Source organism: Bacillus sp. REN3 (assembly GCF_017912555.1).
In the GTDB taxonomy this organism is placed as follows: Bacteria; Bacillota; Bacilli; order Bacillales; family Cytobacillaceae; genus Mesobacillus.
The window spans coordinates 54330-71056 of record NZ_JAERSD010000004.1 but is presented as its reverse complement, the minus strand read 5'-3'; the positions used below and the strand labels follow the sequence as shown (position 1 = coordinate 71056).

The window sequence follows — 16727 nt, the reverse complement described above, 5'->3', positions numbered from 1 at the left end:
GATTTTTTTGTTTATTTTTGAATAAAAATTAATTTGTATTAATAAAAATACAAATGAGGAGGTGCCTAATGAAAGGATATCTGCATCTATCTGATGGAAAGGCATTTCAGGGAGACTTGCATGGCGAGCTGCCTGAACACGGCATTGCCGGCGAAATTGTGTTTTTTACAGGAATGACCGGATACCAGGAGGTTTTAACCGACCCCTCCTATACAAATCAAATCATCGTATTTACCTACCCGCTTATCGGGAATTATGGAATAAACGCAAATGACTCTGAGAGCCTGAAACCCAGGGTAGCCGCTGTAATCGTGCAGGAGGCCGCCAGGACGGCATACCATTATGAAGCTCGGTACTCATTCCTTGATTATTTAAAGGATTGGAATATTCCAATCCTGGAGCATATCGATACAAGAGAACTAGTGAAGAGGATCCGCCAAAAGGGAACAATGCCGGCTGCCCTATCTGCAAAATCAAAGTTTGACTTGAAGATGGAGCATCCAGAGGGTATGAAGGTCAAGCAAGTATCAAGCACTCAACCAGAAACGATCGGCAGCGGTGATGTCCATATCGTCTTGATGGATTTCGGATTCAAGAAATCGATAGCGGAAATGCTCATTAAGCAAAATTGCCGTGTGACGACCGTTCCATTTGACTATCCATTTGACAAAATCGCTGTCCTTCAGCCAAATGGGGTGCTGTTATCGAATGGACCTGGCGACCCAAAGGACCTCCTCGCCCAGGTGCCTGAAATCAAAAGAGTCATTGAAAACTATCCGGTTCTTGGAATTTGTCTTGGGCACCAGCTAGCTGCCCTTGCACTTGGAGGCAATACGAAGAAAATGCTATTCGGACATCGCGGCGCGAATCAGCCGGTTTACGATACAGCAGGAAAACGGGTATTCATGAGTTCCCAGAACCATAGTTATTCAGTTGAACCAGCAAGCATTGCAGGTACAGGCTTGAAAGTCCGTTTTTATAATCAAAATGATCAATCAATAGAAGGGTTGTTCCATACAAGCTTTCCGCTGCTTACCGTCCAGTTCCATCCGGAAGCAAATCCGGGGCCGGAAGACAGTTCCTTCATTTTCGAGGAATTCATAAGCACAGTCAAATCAATTAAACGGAGAGAAGTCAGCTATGCCTAAAGACATGAGTATTGAATCAGTGTTAGTAATCGGCTCCGGCCCCATCATCATTGGCCAGGCAGCCGAATTTGATTATGCGGGAACGCAGGCATGCATTGCCCTGAAGGAAGAAGGATACAGGGTCATTCTGGTGAACAACAATCCAGCGACTGTGATGACGGACCATGTATACGCAGACGCAGTCTATTTTGAACCTATGACTGTCGAAGGTCTTGAAAAGGTCATCGAACGGGAAAAGCCGGATGGCATCCTCGGGACACTTGGGGGGCAAGCAGGATTGAATCTCGTGTTCAAGCTGAGCGAACAGGGAATTCTCGACAAACACAATATCAAAGTCCTCGGAACACCTGTCGCCAGCATCAAGCAAGGAGAGGATCGTGAAGCGTTCCGGACTTTGATGCATGAACTGAATGAGCCAGTCCCTGAGAGTGAAATTGTCCATACTATAAATGAAGCAGTTTTATTCGCGGAAAAAATCGGCTTCCCCCTTATCATCAGGCCGGCCTATACATTGGGCGGGACAGGAGGCGGGATTGCCGGCTCAATGGAAGAGTTAAAAGCGATTGTCTCAAGCGGGCTCAATGAAAGCCCGATTACTCAATGCCTGATAGAACGGAGCATCGCAGGCTACAAAGAGGTAGAATATGAAATGATCCGGGATGCATCTGGAACTTGTATCGCTGTCTGCAATATGGAAAACATTGACCCAGTCGGCATCCATACCGGTGATTCGATTGTCGTGGCTCCGTCACAGACATTGACCGACCGCGAATACCAGATGCTCCGGACATCTGCGGTGAAAATCGTTTCGGCCCTAGGAATCATTGGCGGCTGCAACATTCAATTTGCCCTGGATCCTGTAAGCAAACATTACTATCTGATCGAAGTGAATCCAAGAGTGAGCAGATCTTCAGCCTTGGCTTCAAAAGCAACAGGCTATCCGATTGCCCGGATGGCGGCTAAGCTGGCAGTTGGATACCAGTTGGCGGAAATTAAGAATCCTGTGACAGGCAATACATTTGCAAGCTATGAACCATCACTTGATTATATCGTCGTTAAAATACCGAAATGGCCATTTGACCAATTCCCGCAAATCGACAGGACACTAGGTACCCAAATGAAGGCTACCGGGGAAGTGATGGCGATGGACCGCAATTTCGAACGTGCTTTTGCCAAGGCAGTGAGGTCGCTGAATATCAAGACGCACGACCTGAAGCTTCCTGCATTATCGGGGCTCACCGTGGGACAGCTTCATGAACTGGCAGGCAAGCAAACGGACCAGCGTATTTTTGTGCTCCTCGAACTTATGCGCAGGAAGGTTGATCTCTATACCCTTCATCAGAGTACGAAAATCGATTTATTCTATCTTGATAAATTAAGGAACATGATTGAAATAGAAACAATGATCTCCCAATTGGACATAAAATCGGTTACTAGGCCAGAACTGAAGCTGATGAAGGAAAAAGGCTTCAGTGACCAATATTTAGCGAATGAATGGCGAGTTCCCGAAGCTGAAATCAGGATGCTGCGCAAAGAACACGGCATCAAACCTGCCTTTAAAATGGTTGATACATGTGCCGCTGAATTTGAATCATCATCCAATTATTTCTACTCTACTTATTCCGGAGAGAGTGAGACACCTGCACAGAGTGGAAAACACAAAGTACTCATCCTTGGGAGCGGACCGATCAGTATCGGCCAGGGGATCGAGTTCGATTATTGCTCTGTCCATGGGGTTTTCGCTTTAAAAGAAGAAAATGTCGAAACCATCATGATCAATAACAATCCTGAAACCGTGAGTACTGACTTTACTATTTCCGATCGATTATATTTTGAACCATTAACAATCGAAGATATTCTGAATGTGGTCGAGGCGGAAGGAATCAAAGAAGCGATCGTCCAGCTTGGCGGCCAGACAGCCCTGAATCTTGCAAAGGGTCTTGAGGAAGCTGGTGTAACGCTGCTGGGAACAAATTCCCAAACAATCGATGTGCTTGAAGATAGGGACCTGTTTTATCAGCTTCTTGACCGTCTTGAGATTCCGAGGGTAAAAGGCGAAACTGCAGAGAATAAATCAGAACTCCTTGAAGCGGCGGCGCGTCTTGGCTACCCTGTTCTTGTCCGGCCTTCCTATGTGATTGGCGGACTGAACATGACAGTCATCAACAGCGAACGCCAGCTTGAAGATTATATTGAACAAGGAACAATGCAATATCCGATCCTGGTCGACCAATACCTTGAGGCGAAGGAAGCCGAATTGGACCTTGCAGCAGATGGGAAGCACATTGCTATCCCAGCAATCATCGAACACATTGAAAAAACGGGTGTCCATTCAGGTGACAGCTTTTGCTTCATCCCATCTCAAAATTTTCCAGCGAATCTTCAACAGCTGATGGCGGAATATGCGAAAAAGATCGTAACAGCATTGAACTATAAAGGGTTGATGAATATCCAGTTCATCGTGAAGGATGAGCAGGTTTATATGCTGGAGGTAAACCCTCGTTCCAGCCGGACGATGCCGATTGTCAGCAAAGTGAGTGGGGAGGACTTAGTGAAAAAAGCGACAAGAATATTGCTCGGGAAATATTATTTGTCGAAGGACGAAATATTGCTTGATGGGAATCTTCCTTTCATTTGTGTCAAGCATCCCGTTTTCTCCAATTTTGCTTTAAAAGGACTGGACGCAAAGACGGGCCCACAGATGATCTCGACTGGGGAAGGGATCAGCATAGCAAAGACAGCTGAAGAAGCACTGTTTAAAAGCTTTCATTCACTTCTCGGAAAGGAACTGAAGAAAACAGTAGCATTTGCCCAAAAAAGTGATTTTGCGGCTGTTAGCATGGATATGGGCGCAGCAGATATATCCCTTGTTGAACTTGGGGAAGTCGAGGATTCCAGAGAAATCTCTGTCCTGTACTCGCCAGGGGATTCAGAAAGGGATGTCCAGATGAGGGAATGGGCAATCAAGAATCGCAAGCTCGTCTTCACGGAAGAAGAGACATTGAATGCATTCCTGAAAAGTTCTTCAAAAGGGAGATGGGACGTCAAGTCATTAGGTGAATGGCATGAATTAATCAATGAGGAAGTGATGGCTAAATGACGGCATTACAGCACGCAGAATTGAATTTAGCAGGCAAGGATTTATTGACATTGGCGGAACTTGAATCCCATGAAATCCGATTGCTTGTTGAAAAGGCTGTTGCTTTAAAAGAAAAGACGGCGCAAAAACAAATCGTCCAGCCTTTAAAAGGGAAGATTCTTGGTATGATCTTTGATAAATCATCGACCCGGACACGAGTCTCATTTGAAGTGGGGATGATCCAGCTTGGGGGGAATGCCCTTTTCTTGAATGGAAATGATCTGCAGCTTGGCAGGGGTGAAACGATTGCCGATACTGCGAGAGTGCTGTCGCAATATGTTGATGGCATCATGATCAGGACTTTTTCCCATCAATCTGTAGAAGAGCTTGCAAAATATGCGGATATTCCGGTAATCAATGGTTTGACTGACCTTTACCACCCTTGCCAGGCTCTCGCTGATCTCTTGACGATTCATGAACATAAGGGCAAGCTGGAGGGATTGAAGCTTGCCTATATCGGGGATGGCAATAATGTTGCACACTCATTGATGATTGCCTGCTCCAAGGTAGGGATCGATGTAGCAATTGCTGCACCCGAAGAGTATGCCCCTGATGAAACCGTAACTGCGCAGTGTAAGGAATACGCAGAGCAAAGCGGAGCAAAGCTTATCATCACCGATTCCCCATACGAAGCAGCAAAAAATGCGGATATCCTCTACACCGATGTTTGGACGAGTATGGGCCAGGAGAATGAAAATCAGGAGCGCTTAAGGGATTTTCATGGCTATCAGGTCAACGAGGAATTAGCAGCCATTGCCAACGAGGACTTTTTATTCATGCATTGCCTTCCTGCCCACCGCGGTGAGGAAGTCTCTTCAGCAATTATCGATGGTGCCCATTCCGTCGTGTTCCAGCAAGCAGGGAACCGTCTGCATGCCCAAAAAGCCCTGCTTGTTGAAATCCTTAAATAGGAAGGATGCCTTGTGCTTCTTTTGCGATCCGTGATCAAGAAAAAGAGCAAGAATCCAGCTTTTTGCACCTTCCGGATGAATTGGGTACTGGCTTATCTGCACAATTCTGATCCTAGAACAGAACAAAAGGAAAAGCCGGCTGGAAACGATGAGTTCCCAGCCGGCTTTCTTCATATATTGACTAAGATAAATTGGCGGCAGCAAGATTTGAGCCGGCAGCCAATTTAGGTGGTATAAAGTTTGTATTCAACCATTGAAAAATCCGAAGAGATGCTTCAATGGCAATGCGCAGCGGAGGCTCGCTTTGATCGCTGGATTTATGAAAAGAAAATTACAAACGGCCCGGCGATGAAGCAATAAATCGCGAAATATTTCAGGTCTCCGCGGGCCATGATATTCATGAACCATTTCAAAGAAAAATAAGATGCCGCGAGTGAAGCGAAAAACGCCATGACATACGGGAAGGCAAGTTCCTCCAGGTACGGGTCCTTAAGGATATCGGAAATGCCAAGGATCATCCCGCCAAGGCTGACTGGAATATATAATAGGAAAGAATACCTTAATGCCGTTTCCTGTTTCATCCCCAGTCCCATGGCAGCTACGATAGTCGCCCCTGACCGGCTTATTCCCAGAATCAGCGCAACAGCCTGTGCAAGTCCGATGATGATAGCATCCTTGAAACGCAGATCGCCGTCATTTTTTCGGCCGCGCAAATTGCGGATGAACCAGAGCGCGAGACCTGTGATTAGCAGCGTGATGCCGACAGTTTCAATGGAAGCTAGCTTATCTTCAATGAAATCCCCAAAAAGGACACCGATGACCCCAGCTGGAATGGTGCCGACGATCAAGTATACGATGAACATGAAATCCGGTTTAGCTTTCGGGTCCCTGTTTTTCAAATAGTCCAATCCATTCCTGGCCAACCTGAGGACATCTTCCCTGTATACAAGCAAAACAGCGAAAAGCGAAGCGGTATTGACAAGAAGGGCAAAACTCATGCCCCTGATTTCCAGTCCGAAAAAGTATTCAGCTATTTCCAGGTGCCCGCTGGACGAAACCGGAATCGGCTCAGTCAGTCCCTGGAAAAGACCTAATAGAACATATTTGATCAAATCATATAAATTTTCCATAAAGTGTTGGAATTCCTCCGTTTTATCTCATGGTTTGATTTCCATACCACCTAATCTAACGTATAACCTTTTTCGATGTAAAGAGATAACCACTCTTTTTAAAAACTGGACGGTGGAATTTCCAACTATTTATCCCGATAGGATAATCCGGGGTGCAAATACTATAATGGCCGGAATACTTTTAAGGAGGAAGGCAAAATGGGACAGAACCGTCAATTTCGACCAGGGCAGAAGGCTCCGAACAATGGTATGTACATTGAAATCGGCGAAACAGGGAGCAATGTCAACAATCCACAATTGTTAAAGCTCAAGGCCGGGGACCGTTTTCCGGAAACCTCGAATCACAACCGTCTTTGGACATACCAGCGGAAACCTTGATGAAAAATGCATGATTGTAATATTAGCCATCCAATGCGGATGGCTTTACTTATTGGGAATTTTTATTATAATAAAAGCAAAAGGTCAAAAAAGGTCAAAGGAGCGCTTGCTTTGGATTTGAATAGAATGACAGAAAGTCTGCAAAATGCTTTTTTATCTGCTCAAAACCTGGCTCTCCAGAATGATCATCAGGGGATTGATGACGTCCATCTCTTTCTGGAACTCCTGGGCCAGGAAGGGAATTTGGCAGCTCAACTGATCGAAGGCAGTGGAGTAAGCACTGAACCCCTGATGGAACAATTGAAAACAGCGATGGCGAAAATGCCGAAGGTCACGGGCACTGGGACTGGCCAAGGAAAATTATACATCACAGCATCACTGCGAAATGTTTTGGCACAGGCTGAAAATGAAATGAAAGTTTTTAAGGATGAGTTCCTGTCTGTCGAACATGTGATTTTAGCCGCTTTAGCGACTGCCTCATCGGAAACAGGGACAATCATGAAGAATCTGGGCTTAACAAGGGACAAGCTATTGATGAAAATAAAACAGGTAAGGGGGAATCAGCGAGTGACTTCACAAAATCCAGAAGCAACGTATCAGGTATTGGAAAAGTATGGCCGGGATCTTGTCGAGGAGGTAAAAGCAGGCAAGGTTGACCCGGTTATCGGCAGGGATGCGGAAATCCGGAATGTCATTCGCATCCTTTCGCGGAAGACGAAGAATAATCCAGTGCTCATTGGAGAACCCGGAGTTGGTAAAACCGCGATTGTTGAAGGGCTCGCCCAGAGGATTGTCAGGAAGGACGTCCCGGAAGGCCTTAAGGATAAGACTATTTTTGCCCTGGACATGAGCTCGCTTATTGCCGGAGCCAAGTTCCGGGGTGAGTTCGAGGAACGTTTGAAGGCCGTATTGAATGAAGTGAAAAAGAGCGAAGGAAACATCCTTTTGTTCATTGATGAGCTCCATACGATTGTCGGCGCCGGGAAGACGGAAGGCGCGATGGATGCAGGAAATATGCTTAAGCCAATGCTTGCACGCGGCGAGCTACACTGTATTGGCGCCACGACGCTGGATGAACACCGAAAGTATATCGAAAAAGACCCTGCGCTTGAACGCAGGTTCCAGCAGGTACTCGTAAAGGAGCCAGATGTTGAAGATACGATCTCGATTTTACGAGGTTTGAAAGAAAGATTCGAAATCCACCACGGTGTCAATATCCATGACCGTGCATTAGTGGCTGCAGCGACCTTGTCCGACAGGTACATCACCGACCGCTTCCTACCGGACAAGGCGATTGACCTCATTGATGAGGCATGCGCAATGATCAGGACTGAAATCGATTCAATGCCGTCCGAACTTGATGAGGTAACAAGGAGGGTCATGCAGCTTGAAATCGAAGAAGCAGCCTTGACAAAGGAAAAAGATGATGCTAGCCGCGAGCGCCTTGATGCGCTTAAAGAGGAGCTTGCCAATCTTCGAGAAAAATCCAATGAAATGAAGGCAAGATGGATAATGGAGAAGGAAGGCATCCAGAAGGTCCGGGAAAAACGTGAATTGCTTGAAAAGCATAGGCGGGAGCTGGAAAAAGCTGAAAATGATTATGACTTGAACAAAGCTGCGGAATTAAGGCATGGAAGAATTCCCGCATTGGAAAAGGAATTGAAGGATCTTGAAGCTTCTGTAAGCGACCATTCCGGGGACAGGCTCTTACGGGAGGAAGTGACAGAGGAAGAGATTGCTTCCATTGTAGCGCGCTGGACGGGGATACCGGTTATGAAGCTTGTCGAAGGTGAAAGGGAAAAGCTGCTAAAGCTTGAGAGTATCCTCCATGACCGGGTTGTCGGACAGGATGAAGCGGTATCGCTTGTAGCGGATGCGGTTTTACGGGCAAGGGCGGGAATCAAGGACCCTAACAGGCCAATCGGTTCTTTCATATTCCTCGGGCCGACCGGAGTCGGAAAGACCGAATTGGCAAAAACGCTCGCGCAATCCCTTTTTGATAGTGAAGAGCATATCATCCGCATAGATATGTCGGAATATATGGAAAAGCATGCTGTATCAAGGCTGATTGGCGCGCCTCCAGGATATGTCGGATACGAAGAAGGCGGACAGCTTACTGAAGCCGTTAGAAGGAACCCTTATTCTGTCATTCTTCTTGATGAAATCGAAAAAGCCCATCCGGAAGTGTTCAACATCCTTCTGCAGATGCTCGATGATGGGCGTATTACCGATTCCCAGGGCAGGACAGTCGATTTCAAGAATACAGTTATCATCATGACATCCAACATCGGATCACATTTCCTGCTTGAACGTCAGGAAGGAGTGGACGAAATAGCAGATGAAACAAGGAACCTTGTGATGTCGCAGCTCAGGAGCCATTTCAGGCCGGAGTTCCTTAACCGTGTAGATGAAATCATTTTATTCAAACCACTTGCGCTAAAAGAAATCAAACAGATTGTCTCAAAATTGATCACAGCACTTCAAGAAAGACTTGCCCACCAGCAGATCCGGTTAGCAATCACTGATGAAGCCAAAGAATATCTCGCGGAACAAGGATTTGATCCAGTATACGGGGCAAGGCCGCTCAAACGATTTATCCAAAGGAGTGTCGAGACTAAGCTTGCTAAAGAAATCATCTCAGGGAGGATCAAAGAGAAGAGCGAAGTGGAAATAGCGGTCGAAGATGGGGAAATCCGATTGGAGATTCGATAGCCATCTTTAGGCAGTGGTGCCTGACTCTTAGGGGAGGCATTCGCCATTCCAGCATGTTAAGTTTTCTCCTTTTCCGGATGAGACCAATTGCACAAAGTGCATTAAAAGAAACTTGATATCGCAAAATTTTTGTTCCGACTGACAAGGTCAAGGATAGAAAAATTGGGAAATTTGTAAAAAGCCAAGAAAAAAGTCATCCAGCTTAGCCTGGATGACTTTTTTATGTAAAAATCTTAGTGAAGGTGTTTTTCTGCCGGTTCATTTGGAAGGATGGATGGAACAACCAGGATGATGATTGTCGCAACAACCCCAAGGATGCTTCCGGTAGCAAAGTCAAACGGAACACCAAGCATGGATCCGGCAACATAATTCAACATTTGAACCAAAAGGAATGTCCAGAAAAAAGTCCAGAAATATTGCATCAGTTTCACCTCTAACATTATTGAATCTTTTTCAATATTACCATATGCTCCCCTTATTATAAATGATATTTTGACAAATTGAAAAGCGTTTTCATCTGCTTTGGTCAACCAGCTCGCGGAAAAGGAGGAAATGAGACAGTAAAGAAGGGGAAAATAGGCAAACTCCCGTTCATTTCTTGTTTATTTTCATACAGTAATATAAATAATCTGTAAAAAGGAGTTGATATGATGGAGAGCCGGAACTTTATATTGGATACCGAATGGAATATGATCCATTATCCTGAAAAACCGAATGGTTTCGGTATCCTCATATTGGGAGATGAACGGAATTTTGTTGACAAAAGCAGCAGCTTTTGGACACAGAATGAAGGAAAGGTTCATTTGCTGGATTTTCTGAAGGCGGAAGGCTATACGATTTTTTACTCGAATCTATACGGCAGGCATTGGGGGAGTGACAAGGCTGTTGACATGTCCAAACGGCTCTGCAGCCACATTGTCCGCAATGAAATCCTGAATGGAACCTTTCATGTAATGGCGGAAGGGATGGGAGCCCTTGCTGCCCTAAAGCTGCTGTCACAGGAAGATGTATCGATCAGGTCTGTCGTCCTCATCAATCCCGTGCTTTCGCTGACAAGGCATCTCGAGCTGGAGAAGGAAAATAAGTTCTTTTATAAAAAGCTGTTGGGAGAGCTGGAGAGAGCGTATGGAGTCGAAAGAAACTCCCTTTTAGCCATTGTAAAAAAAGAGGAAGGAAAGTTAACCTTCCATCCTGAGGTGCCGGTGAAAATCATTCATGTGCTGTCAGGCAACCGCGCCTATAAACAATCGAAAACCATTAATGAATTATCGGCTGTTTGGGAACAAGAAAAGCTTCCTGTACAGGTGACGTATGTACTTCCTGAAAAAAAACAGCAAATTGGCGTACAGGCAGTCCGGTTTTATAAAGATCATGAGCAAGTCCTTTGACTCCAGGCAAATATTTCTCCATTTCAGTTCATAGGATACAAAAGACTGTTTGCAAGGGGGAATCAAAATGGAAAAGGCAGCAATCCTCGGAGTGTATGGTTTCATTGGCTATGGCCTGTGCCAAACATTGCTTGAAACCGGTCTGGAGATTGAAGGAATCGATTTGGCGTATCGGGAAAATCACTATAAAGAGCAGAAACGACTCGAAATCGGAAGGAATGCCAATTTCTGCGAGGAAGACTTCCAGGAATGGGAGGTTGCGGAATCAATCGATATCCTGTTCATTTCCCTGTATGAGAAAATCTTTAGTGAAGGGCAGTATATGGATGAATGGATGGCAAAGCTTGCTTCAATTAAGGGAGATGGTCTCCAGGTAGTGCTAATCCTTCCTGCTGCCCTCGCTGTAAAAGGCGAATCGGCACCTGGAATCCAGCAAAAGATTGCGAACTTTTTCTCCAGGAAAAAAGCAGGCCTTCTTGAGTTTTATCTGCCTACTGTCTACGGCCCCTGGCAGCCTGAAGAATTTCTTTTTCAGCAGTCGTTGAATTACATTGAGAATGGCAGTGAGCTCCCGTTACTCACAGGGCGCGAATGGATCCATGATGCGCTCTATATCGATGATGCCGTTCAGCTTATCCTAAAGACTGCAGAAAAGGAGCACGAAGGGCAATTTATGCTTTCGAGCGGCGAAGAGAACCAGTGGCTGGATTGTGCCAGCAGCCTTCTTGGCCCACAGCTCGATAAAATCATTGGGAATCCGCGCACCAGCCCTGAAATTAAGGAAGGGATCCACATCGTCACCGTGGATAGGAATGAGAGTATAAAGGCTGGCATCCTAAAACAAAAGCAGAGATTTTGTCGGATTCAGGAAAGTAGCGTATAGACGAATTTTGATAAATGGCTTTCAAAGCACACCTTTAAAGAGTAAAATGGAAAATGATTGTTTTTGATGGAAACATTTCTAAAATTAGCGCAACAATCAGCCGAAAACACAGCGCTGCATAAAAGGAGATGCATTGGATGCTGAAACGCTTCGGGCTCATATTGATAAGCCTGTTTTTATTTGGCGGATGCGGACAACCTCTCTCGCCTGGAAAGGTAGAGAAAGTGGGCCTGCTGGTGCCTGAGACCATCTATGACCAGGTATGGGGAACGAAGGGCTATAGGGGACTTCTGCAAATCCAGTCGAGTTTGAATGTCGATGTCTTTTTTAAAGAAGGAATGAATACAGAGACGCTTGTCGAACAAGCGGTTGAAGAATTTGATAGAAAAGGCGTCAACCTGGTGTATGGCCATGGCAATGAATATGCAGCCTTTTTCAACAAGCTCTCTGAGGAATACCCGGATATCCATTTTATTAGTTTTAATGGAGATGCTACCGAGAAAAACACAACCAGCCTTAATTTTAACGCCTATGCGATGGGATTCTTCGGCGGAATGGTTGCCAGCCACATGTCCAAGAGTGGAAAAATTGGCGTCCTGGCGGCATTTGAGTGGCAGCCTGAAGTGGAAGGCTTCTATGAAGGGGCCGTTTATGAAAACAAGGACATTGAGGTAGAGATCCGATATGTCGGGCATTGGGATGATGATGAAAAAGCGCTTGAAGCCCTTGATCAAATGCTCGCTGAAGGGAATGATGTCATCTATCCTGCTGGTGATGGCTTCAATGTCCCTGTCATAGAAAGAGTGAAGGAAAAAGGCAAATATGTAATTGGTTATATTTCCGACCAGTCAGACTTTGGGGAATCGACTGTATTGACAAGCACTGTCCAGCATGTGGATGATTTATATGAATTATCTGCCCGAAGATTCAATAAAGGTAAGCTGGAATCAGGCAACCTATTCTTTGATTTTAAGGACGATGTCATCTCGCTTGGAGCGTTCAGCCCGAAGGTTGATGATGAATTCAGGCAAAGATTGGCCGAATCGATCCAATCCTACAAAGAGACAGGCAAATTGCCCAAACAATAATCACAGCAAAGGAGATTGCAATCATGGAGAGAAACGATAAGACAATGGAGTTCATGCAAATTGCGATGAAGCACCTTCCCGAGGCACAGCAACAGCTGGAGGCAGCTGGAATCGAACTGACAATGGACAATCTTCAGCCATTTTTCTCGCTGTTTACTAAAGTGATGAACGAAGCGTACGAGCTTGGCAAAGCTGATGCTGCAAAAGAATGACAGGAAGTTAGGCAGGTGCGTTAATCCAGGAGATTAACGCCCTTTTAATGAATTTTTGCCCTTGGAAAGTCTAGAGAAAACAAGTGCGATTTGGAGAGATGCAAAATGGTGAACGGCCTGGTTGCCGTTGATGATTTGCATTTCTCCATTTTTTAAAACGGGACGGCCTATGTCATATACGCGGCTAATTATTCCCTGATTGCCTAACCCTTTTTAAAATGGCTGTGTTAAAGCTGAATGTTGTTTTTTTAAGAGTTGATTGGAACGGATGGGACGTCCTCCTTGAAAATGCTAATGCATTTCCTTCGTGCGTGGGCGAATTCGCCGGAGCCATTCAGTGTCCTGCGAAAACAGCGGCAAGGTGGAGACCCCGCAGGCGCCCTTAGTGCCGAGGAGATGGGGAAGCTGAAGCGCTTTGGTCAGCCCCAACAAGCGTTGGCCGACTAAGACCGCCGCGTCCTGCGGCAACGTCGGCACTAGGACGTCCTGTCCGTCGAAGGGCCTGACGGTCAAGTCGCTCTTTGACTTCATTGGCAGGAGCGAAGCGACTCGGACGGGCTAAGCGCTGAAGCTGGACCAGCTCCACTGACGCCCCGCGGAAAGCGTGTCTCTGGAGTGGAAATCACACCAAGGTTTAATAGAGCCTTTAAAATAATGCATTATAACTTCTTGAGCCTTTCGCTCAGCTCTTTTGCTTGTTCATGAATTGATCAAGATAAGGCTTAGCTTTACTGAATAATGGTTTAAGTTCCTGTGCAGATGTTATCAGCGTATCTACATGAGAGAGCAATTGATCGAGGTCTATGTCATCAAGGAACCTCGGCACTCCAGCCTTTTTTATCTCCGGGACAGGCTCCGGCTCCCGTCCGCCGAACATGAAGCGACTGAAAAAATCATCCCTTCCCTCGGTCTCATTCCCATCACTTTTGGCATCCTTCCTCCCAATACCCAGGATATCCCGCAATTCTTCATCAGCCATACCATTCCCGCCTTCCTATATGTTTGTTTATCACTGTTAGTGTATGAAAGATGGACATCAATGGATCAGGGCTGGTGCGGAATTAAGAAATTACTGTTGCAGAATGGAGAGAGGTTCTGATAAAATTAGTACCAAGTCATAATATTTGATATTAAAAATAGATATAGGATAACTTTTATAAAAAGGAGATGGATCCCATGAACGCAGGGATAATTGGGGTTGGACGATATTTACCCGAAAATATCGTGACGAACCTGGACTTGGAAAAGAGGATGGACACTTCTGATGAATGGATCCGCACAAGGACAGGGATTGAAGAAAGAAGGATTGCCGGGGAAGATATCGATACTTCGCATATGGGATATCGTGCAGCAAAGGAAGCGATTGACAAGGCGGGAATTTCGGCGGAGGAGATTGACTTGATCCTGGTGGCAACTGTCACACCTGATCAGCCATTCCCGACCGTATCCTGCATGCTCCAGGAACAGCTTGGGGCGAAAAAAGCAGCTGCGATGGATTTAAGCGCAGCCTGTGCCGGTTTTATGTATGGCATGGTGACGGCAAAACAATTCATTGAAGCAGGCACCTATAAATATGTTTTAATAGTTGGTGTAGAAAAACTGTCGAAAATTACAGATTGGGAAGATCGGAATACAGCTGTCCTGTTTGGTGACGGGGCTGGCGCGGTTGTCATGGGACCTGTCTCAGAAGGCATGGGCGTCCTTTCCTTCGAACTTGGAGCAGATGGTTCAGGCGGAAAGTATCTGTACCAGGATGATTACGTTGTCATGAACGGAAGGGAAGTTTTTAAATTCGCCGTCAGGCAAATGGGAGAAAGCAGTATCAACGTCCTGGAAAAGGCGGGTCTTTCAAAAGAGGATGTGGATTTCCTTATTCCCCATCAGGCGAATATCAGGATCATGGAGTCTGCACGCCAACGACTGGAACTGCCAATTGAAAAAATGTCCAAAACAGTCCATAAGTACGGAAATACATCCGCTGCTTCGATTCCAATTTCGCTTGCTGAAGAATTGGAAGCAGGGAAAATCAAAGATGGGGATGTCATCATCATGGTCGGCTTCGGCGGTGGCCTGACTTGGGGCGCGATTGCAATGCGCTGGGGAAAATGAACTCTTATGTTAAAGGAGATGCAATAGGATGGAGAAACGCAGAGTTGTAGTGACTGGAATCGGTGCAGTCACACCTGTAGGAAATGACGCAGAAACGACGTGGAACAATATCATTAATGGTGTATCGGGAATCGGACCGGTAACACGCCTGAATGCAGATGATTATCCTGCAAAGGTAGCCGCTGAAGTAAAAGAATTCAATATTGAAAACTTCATTGACAGGAAAGATGCTAGAAAAATGGACCGCTTCACACATTACGCTGTAGCTGCCTCCTTGATGGCCGTAAAGGATGCGAATCTTGAAATCAACGATGAAAATGCACCAAGGGTTGGTGTCTGGATCGGATCTGGCATCGGGGGGATGGAAACATTCGAGCAGCAGCATGAAACTTTCCTTAATAGAGGATACCGCAGGGTCAGTCCATTCTTTGTGCCAATGATGATCCCTGACATGGCGACTGGCCAGGTTTCAATCACTCTTGGAGCAAAAGGTTTCAATTCCTGCACGGTGACTGCCTGTGCAACCGGAACGAACTCAATCGGTGATGCCTTCAAGGTTATCCAGCGCGGAGATGCGGATGTAATGGTAACAGGCGGTGCTGAAGCGCCAATAACGAAAATGTCGTTTGCCGGTTTTTGTGCCAATACAGCCCTATCGACCAACCATGACCCTAAGACTGCTAGCAGGCCCTTCGATAAAGACCGTGACGGCTTCGTAATGGGAGAAGGAGCTGGAATCGTCGTGCTTGAAGAACTTGATCACGCCCTCGCCCGCGGCGCAAAAATATATGCAGAAATCGTAGGCTACGGCGCAACCGGAGACGCTTACCATATTACCGCTCCGGCTCCTGAAGGCGAAGGAGGAGCAAGGGCAATGAAAATGGCGCTAGACGATGCCGGCATGGCACCGGAAGAAGTCGGATATATCAACGCCCACGGAACAAGCACGGAATACAATGATAAATACGAAACAATAGCAATCAAGACAGTATTTGGGGAACAGGCATACAAACTGGCGGTAAGTTCGACGAAATCGATGACAGGCCACCTGCTCGGAGCTGCCGGCGGAGTGGAAGCGATTTTCACAGTCAAGGCTTTGAAGGAAGGTATCCTGCCGCCGACCATCAATCTCGTGAACCCGGATCCGGAATGCGATCTGGACTATGTGCCTAATAAAACCCGCAGGCAACAAGTAAATGCCGCGATTAGCAACTCGCTTGGCTTTGGCGGCCATAATGCGACCATTGCATTCAGGAAATATGAAGACTGATTTCACAGGGCAAAGCCCTGTCCTTATTACATAAGTTTATTATGAGAAGTGGATCAATGGATTGTGTTTAAAATAATGCCTGAGACAAGGGTTAAGAGGGCGTTACGAGGCGGGATTGGGCTTGCAAGGGGTCCAATCATTGGCAGACAGTGTTCAATCGGGTTCCCGTGAGAGCTAAAAGGTACCGCAAAGTCGCCTTTCGATCCCAACCGTGCTCCCTGGGAAGCCGAAAGGTAACGCAAGAGGTCTTCTCGTGCCCAAATCGTCTACCGTGAGGGCCAAAAGGTAACGCAAGAGGTCTTCTCGTGCCCAAATCGTCTATCGTGAGGGCCGAAAGGTACCGCAAAGTCGTCTTTCGA

At 46.2% G+C, this 16727-nt stretch carries 14 protein-coding genes; 11 read left to right on the top strand and 3 right to left on the bottom strand.

The annotated features are described in order from the left end of the window. Window positions 1–68: 68 nt before the first annotated feature. The 3 genes from JJQ88_RS04725 to argF are packed head-to-tail and all read left to right on the top strand — an operon-like array spanning window position 69 to window position 5198. Complete coding sequence (locus JJQ88_RS04725; protein ID WP_210364588.1) at window positions 69–1148, top strand: carbamoyl phosphate synthase small subunit; 1080 nt, start codon at window positions 69–71, stop codon at window positions 1146–1148. Beyond that, a complete protein-coding gene (locus JJQ88_RS04720) occupies window positions 1141–4248 on the top strand; it encodes a carbamoyl phosphate synthase large subunit (protein WP_210364587.1) in 3108 nt (1035 codons plus the stop codon). Before JJQ88_RS04725 ends, JJQ88_RS04720 begins: the two co-directional genes overlap by 8 nt. Further along, window positions 4245–5198, top strand: a complete 954-nt coding sequence (argF, locus tag JJQ88_RS04715; RefSeq protein ID WP_210364586.1) for an ornithine carbamoyltransferase — start codon at window positions 4245–4247, stop codon at window positions 5196–5198. The genes JJQ88_RS04720 and argF overlap by 4 nt, the downstream gene beginning before the upstream one ends. Window positions 5199–5515: 317 nt before the next feature. On the opposite strand, the gene JJQ88_RS04710 is transcribed toward argF, so the two are convergent. Then, window positions 5516–6328, bottom strand: coding sequence for an undecaprenyl-diphosphate phosphatase (locus JJQ88_RS04710; protein ID WP_210364585.1), 813 nt, complete (start codon window positions 6326–6328; stop codon window positions 5516–5518). A 198-nt stretch (window positions 6329–6526) separates the two neighbouring features. Between JJQ88_RS04710 and JJQ88_RS04705 the strand changes: the two genes are divergently transcribed. Beyond that, window positions 6527–6706, top strand: coding sequence for a YjzC family protein (locus tag JJQ88_RS04705; RefSeq protein ID WP_210364584.1), 180 nt, complete (start codon window positions 6527–6529; stop codon window positions 6704–6706). A gap of 111 nt (window positions 6707–6817) precedes the next feature. Then, window positions 6818–9418, top strand: coding sequence for an ATP-dependent chaperone ClpB (clpB, locus tag JJQ88_RS04700; RefSeq protein ID WP_246860938.1), 2601 nt, complete (start codon window positions 6818–6820; stop codon window positions 9416–9418). 233 nt (window positions 9419–9651) lie between these two features. Here the strand turns inward: clpB and JJQ88_RS04695 are convergent, their stop codons facing one another. After that, entirely contained in the window at window positions 9652–9840 is a 189-nt protein-coding gene (locus tag JJQ88_RS04695; RefSeq protein WP_210364583.1) for a YjzD family protein, read from the bottom strand. 228 nt (window positions 9841–10068) lie between these two features. On the opposite strand from JJQ88_RS04695, the gene JJQ88_RS04690 reads away from it, so the two are divergent. The 4 genes from JJQ88_RS04690 to JJQ88_RS04675 all read left to right on the top strand — a co-directional run bounded on the left by JJQ88_RS04690 (window position 10069) and on the right by JJQ88_RS04675 (window position 12989). Next, window positions 10069–10806, top strand: a complete 738-nt coding sequence (locus JJQ88_RS04690; protein ID WP_210364582.1) for a hydrolase — start codon at window positions 10069–10071, stop codon at window positions 10804–10806. Between the two features lie 67 nt (window positions 10807–10873). Then, window positions 10874–11689 carry an NAD-dependent epimerase/dehydratase family protein gene (locus tag JJQ88_RS04685; RefSeq protein WP_210364581.1) on the top strand — a complete coding sequence of 272 codons (816 nt, stop codon included), beginning with the start codon at window positions 10874–10876 and terminating at the stop codon, window positions 11687–11689. A 137-nt stretch (window positions 11690–11826) separates the two neighbouring features. Continuing rightward, on the top strand, window positions 11827–12777 hold the full coding sequence (locus tag JJQ88_RS04680) for a BMP family ABC transporter substrate-binding protein (protein ID WP_210364580.1): 951 nt from the start codon (window positions 11827–11829) through the stop codon (window positions 12775–12777). Window positions 12778–12800: 23 nt separating this feature from the next. Further along, the gene (locus JJQ88_RS04675) at window positions 12801–12989 is read left to right on the top strand and encodes a ComZ family protein (RefSeq protein WP_210364579.1); all 189 of its coding nucleotides are present in this window, start codon (window positions 12801–12803) and stop codon (window positions 12987–12989) included. A gap of 682 nt (window positions 12990–13671) precedes the next feature. Here the strand turns inward: JJQ88_RS04675 and JJQ88_RS04670 are convergent. Beyond that, a complete protein-coding gene (locus JJQ88_RS04670; protein WP_210364578.1) occupies window positions 13672–13968 on the bottom strand; it encodes a hypothetical protein in 297 nt (98 codons plus the stop codon). A gap of 197 nt (window positions 13969–14165) precedes the next feature. Here JJQ88_RS04670 and JJQ88_RS04665 point away from each other — a divergent pair, with 197 nt between their 5' ends. Next, window positions 14166–15098, top strand: coding sequence for a beta-ketoacyl-ACP synthase III (locus JJQ88_RS04665; protein WP_210364577.1), 933 nt, complete (start codon window positions 14166–14168; stop codon window positions 15096–15098). A 28-nt stretch (window positions 15099–15126) separates the two neighbouring features. Next, a complete protein-coding gene (fabF, locus tag JJQ88_RS04660; protein ID WP_210364576.1) occupies window positions 15127–16368 on the top strand; it encodes a beta-ketoacyl-ACP synthase II in 1242 nt (413 codons plus the stop codon). The last annotated feature ends 359 nt before the right edge of the window (window positions 16369–16727 follow it).

What these genes read in the sequence shown, in the direction of transcription:
- JJQ88_RS04725 (WP_210364588.1), top strand. Translation starts at nt 69, where the DNA reads ATGAAAGGATATCTGCATCTATCTGATGGAAAGGCATTTCAGGGAGAC.
- JJQ88_RS04720 (WP_210364587.1), top strand. Translation starts at nt 1,141, where the DNA reads ATGCCTAAAGACATGAGTATTGAATCAGTGTTAGTAATCGGCTCCGGC.
- argF (WP_210364586.1), top strand. Translation starts at nt 4,245, where the DNA reads ATGACGGCATTACAGCACGCAGAATTGAATTTAGCAGGCAAGGATTTA.
- JJQ88_RS04710 (WP_210364585.1), bottom strand. Translation starts at nt 6,328, where the DNA reads ATGGAAAATTTATATGATTTGATCAAATATGTTCTATTAGGTCTTTTC.
- JJQ88_RS04705 (WP_210364584.1), top strand. Translation starts at nt 6,527, where the DNA reads ATGGGACAGAACCGTCAATTTCGACCAGGGCAGAAGGCTCCGAACAAT.
- JJQ88_RS04695 (WP_210364583.1), bottom strand. Translation starts at nt 9,840, where the DNA reads ATGCAATATTTCTGGACTTTTTTCTGGACATTCCTTTTGGTTCAAATG.
- JJQ88_RS04690 (WP_210364582.1), top strand. Translation starts at nt 10,069, where the DNA reads ATGGAGAGCCGGAACTTTATATTGGATACCGAATGGAATATGATCCAT.
- JJQ88_RS04685 (WP_210364581.1), top strand. Translation starts at nt 10,874, where the DNA reads ATGGAAAAGGCAGCAATCCTCGGAGTGTATGGTTTCATTGGCTATGGC.
- JJQ88_RS04680 (WP_210364580.1), top strand. Translation starts at nt 11,827, where the DNA reads ATGCTGAAACGCTTCGGGCTCATATTGATAAGCCTGTTTTTATTTGGC.
- JJQ88_RS04675 (WP_210364579.1), top strand. Translation starts at nt 12,801, where the DNA reads ATGGAGAGAAACGATAAGACAATGGAGTTCATGCAAATTGCGATGAAG.
- JJQ88_RS04670 (WP_210364578.1), bottom strand. Translation starts at nt 13,968, where the DNA reads ATGGCTGATGAAGAATTGCGGGATATCCTGGGTATTGGGAGGAAGGAT.
- JJQ88_RS04665 (WP_210364577.1), top strand. Translation starts at nt 14,166, where the DNA reads ATGAACGCAGGGATAATTGGGGTTGGACGATATTTACCCGAAAATATC.
- fabF (WP_210364576.1), top strand. Translation starts at nt 15,127, where the DNA reads ATGGAGAAACGCAGAGTTGTAGTGACTGGAATCGGTGCAGTCACACCT.